The following is a 3,464-nucleotide window of genomic DNA, read 5'->3' on the forward strand; positions in this document are numbered from 1 at the left end:
GGTCGGCGTCCGCCTCCGTCACCGGCTCGTGGGTGACGAACAGCCGGTAGTAGATCGGGGCCACCGCAGCCCTGATCAGCTCGTGGGCGTCGACCGTGCGGGGGAGCTCGCCGCGCTCGACGGCCCGGCGCACCACCTGGGCCGACTGTTCGTGGCGGGCCTGGAAGAAGTCGTGCAGGGCCCGGGCCGCCTCGGGGCTCTGCATGGCCGCCGCCACGAACGCCGACGACACCGGCCCCAGCTCCGGATCGGCGAACCCGCTCTGCACGAGCCGGGCCACCCCGCGCAGGTCGCCCTCGACGGCGCCGGTGTCGGGGACGGGCCAGGGCTCGTCGCGGGCCAGCTCCAGCGCGTCGGAGATCAGCCCTTCGACGCTGCCCCACCGCCGGTAGACGGTGGTCTTGTGGACCCCGGACCGCTCGGCGACGTGCTCCACGGTGAGCCCGCGGAACCCCTTCCCTGCCAGCTCGGCCAGGGTCGCCTGGCGTACGGCGTCGCGGACGCGGGCGCTGCGCCCGCCGGGTCGCCTGCTCGGCTCCACAGCACCCTCCTTACGCAACTTCAGTTGCGTTAATCCTAAGCCCTGTGCACACTAAAGCGACATAAGTTGCGATTGGAGTGCTGTCCGAAGGCGGCGGGGGCACGCGCTTCCCCGGATCAGCGCTCGAACTCACGGGAGGACGCCATGTTGATCACCATTGCGGACGGGGCCCCGTACGGGGTCGCGACCGGCGCCGGCGGGGCGCTCTGGTTCACGCTGGTGCACCAGGGCGCGGTCGGGCGGCTGGTCCCCGGCGGGGAGCCGGTCGTCCACCGGCTCGACCCGGCCGACGGCGGACCGACCGTGATCGCCCCCGGACCCGGCGGCGCCATGTGGGTCACCGAGTTCCAGGGGAACCGGATCCGGCGGATCACGCCGGAGTTCGAGGTCACCTCGTACGAGGCCGAGGCCCCGTACGGGATCGTGGCCGGGCCCGACGGCGCGATGTGGTACACGAGCATGCGCGACCACGTCGGCCGGATCACCGCGGGCGGGGAGCGGGCCGAGTTCGCGGTGCCGGTGGTGGGCGGGATGCCGTCGGGCATCGCGGCCGGCGCCGACGGCGCGCTCTGGTTCACGCTCAACCAGGCCGGGGCCGTCTGCAGGGTCACGACCGGCGGCGCGGTGAGCGTGCACCCGCTGCCCACCGAGGGGGCGGCGCCGGTGCACATCACGGCGGGGCCGGACGGCGCGCTCTGGTTCGCGGAGATCGGGGCGGGACAGATCGGGCGGATCGACCCGGCGGGTGAGATCTCCGAACACCCGCTGCCCGACCGCGACTGCCGGCCGCACGCGATCGCGACCGGCCCGGACGGGGCGCTCTGGTTCACCGAGTGGGCCACCTGCCGGCTGGGCCGCATCACGGTCGACGGCGTGATCCGGGAGTTCGACCTGCCCGGGTCGGAGCCCCACGGCCTGGCCACCGGCCCCGACGGCGCGATCTGGGTGGCGATGGAGTCCGGGGGCCTGGCCCGGGTGCTGCCGGACCGGCTCGCCGCCTGACGCCGGTCCCCGGCCTCCGGCCGCCGGGCGATCCGTAGTTGACTAGGGGCATGCGTGCGATCGTGCTGGCCGCCCAGGGCGGCCCCGAAGTCCTCCAGTACGTCGAGCGGCCCGACCCGGAGCCCGGACCGGGCGAGGTGGTGGTCGACGTCGCCGCGAGCGGGGTCAACTTCATCGACATCTACCACCGCTCCGGCGCCTACCCGCTGCGGCTGCCCTGCACGATCGGGTCCGAGGGCGCGGGCGTGGTGTCCGCCGCCGGGCCCGGCGTGACGGACGTGGCGGTGGGCGACACGGTGGCGTGGGCGATGACGCTCGGCAGCTACGCCGAGAAGGCCGTCGTGCCCGCCGGCCAGGTGGTGCCGGTGCCCGAGGGGGTCGCGCCCGACCTGGCCGCGGCCGTGATGCTGCAGGGCATGACCGCCCACTACCTCACCCACTCCACCCACCGGGTGCGGGAGGGCGACGTGGTGCTCGTGCACGCCGCCGCCGGCGGGATGGGCCAACTGCTCGTCCAGGTGTGCAAGATGCTCGGCGCCACCGTGTACGGCACGGCGTCCACCCCGGCCAAGGAGAAGCTGGCGCTGGAGGCGGGCGCCGACGAAGTGCTCACCTACCAGAACTTCACCGAGCGGCTGCGCGGCAAGGTGGACGTGGTCTACGACGGCGTGGGCGCGACCACGTTCGACGGCGGGCTGGAGGCGCTGCGCCGGCGCGGCCTCATGGTCCTGTACGGGGCCGCGAGCGGTCCGGTGCCGCCGGTGGACCCGCAGCGGCTCAACCGGGCCGGGTCGCTCTTCCTCACCAGGCCGTCGCTGGGCGATCACCTGGCCGAGCGCGACGAGCTGCTGTGGCGGGCGGCCGACCTGTTCGGCTGGATCGGCTCCGGCCGGGTGCGCGTGGACGTGTCGCACCGTTACCCGCTGGCCGACGCCGCCAGGGCGCACGAGGATCTGGCCGCCCGTCGGACCACGGGCAAGCTGCTGCTGGTCCCGTGACGGCCGCGCCCGGCTAGTCCCAGGGCCAGTCGAGCAGGCGGGCGCCGAGCACGGCCGTCTCCAGCGTGAACCGCTGGGTGGGGTCGTCCGGGGAGAAGCCGGTGAGACGGTGGACGCGCTGCAGCCGGTACGTGACCGCGCGGGTGCTGACGCCCAGCCGGCGCGCGGCGGCGGTCTGGTTGCCGTGCGCGGCGAAGATCGCCTCCAGGGTCTCCAGCAGCGGCTCGTGCCCGCCGCGCGCCCCCAGCAGCGGGCTGAGCACGCTCGTCACCAGATCCTCCATCGCGCCTCTGTCACGCAGCAGGACGGGGAAGACGAGCAGGTCGGCGGCCTTGACCACGTCGTGTTTGAGGCCGAGCCTGTCGGCCAGGTCGAGGGCGCCGGCCGCCTCCCGGTAGGAGGTGACGATCCCGCCGGGACCGCGCTGCGGCCTGCCGACGCCGACCCGCCAGCCGTCGGGGAAGCGGGAGCGCACGTGGTGGGTGAACTCGCCGACCGCCGCCGGGAGCGTGGCCGGGACCACGCACACCAGCAGCCCGTCCCGCACCGCGACCAGGATGTTGTGCGAGCCGAACCGGGCGGTCAGGTCGCGCTCGATGCGGTCCGGGCCGTTCCCGTCGAGCCCGCGGGCGACGGCCACCTGGTACGACTCGGCCAGCCGCAACCCGAAGTGCTCGGCCCGTTCCGCCAGCCGCTCGGCCCGGCCGTGCAGGAGGTCGTCGACGAAGGCGCGGCGTTCCTGCTCGGCCTCGCGCAACGCGGCGTGCTGGGCGTCCTCGTACCCGGCCATGAGGGCGCCGACGGACTTGCGCAGCGCTGGCAGCAGCACCGGCCCCGGCGGTGCCCCCGGAGGCGCCCCCGGAGGCGGGGCCGCCGGTCGGTCCGCGGGCGGAGCGGCGGGGGTCAGGGCTGCGGGCGTCAGG

The 3,464-nt window shown here is 75.1% G+C and carries 4 protein-coding genes; 2 read left to right on the forward strand and 2 right to left on the reverse strand.

Going from position 1 to position 3,464, the window contains the following annotated elements; all coding sequences use genetic code 11:
• On the reverse strand, positions 1-541 hold a 541-nt coding region (locus OUY22_RS36215), incomplete at its 3' end, for a TetR/AcrR family transcriptional regulator (RefSeq protein ID WP_270159836.1).
• Positions 542-685: 144 nt separating this feature from the next.
• Between OUY22_RS36215 and OUY22_RS36220 the strand changes: the two genes are divergently transcribed.
• Both OUY22_RS36220 and OUY22_RS36225 read left to right on the forward strand, forming a co-directional pair.
• Complete coding sequence (locus OUY22_RS36220; RefSeq protein ID WP_270159837.1) at positions 686-1,543, forward strand: Vgb family protein; 858 nt, start codon at positions 686-688, stop codon at positions 1,541-1,543.
• A gap of 50 nt (positions 1,544-1,593) precedes the next feature.
• Complete coding sequence (locus OUY22_RS36225) at positions 1,594-2,541, forward strand: quinone oxidoreductase family protein (RefSeq protein ID WP_270159838.1); 948 nt, start codon at positions 1,594-1,596, stop codon at positions 2,539-2,541.
• Positions 2,542-2,554: 13 nt separating this feature from the next.
• On the opposite strand, the gene OUY22_RS36230 is transcribed toward OUY22_RS36225, so the two are convergent.
• A partial coding sequence (locus OUY22_RS36230) for a PucR family transcriptional regulator (protein ID WP_270159839.1) occupies positions 2,555-3,464 on the reverse strand: 910 nt, incomplete at its 5' end.

This window comes from Nonomuraea corallina (assembly GCF_027620315.1).
GTDB classification, from domain to species: Bacteria; Actinomycetota; Actinomycetes; order Streptosporangiales; family Streptosporangiaceae; genus Nonomuraea; species Nonomuraea corallina.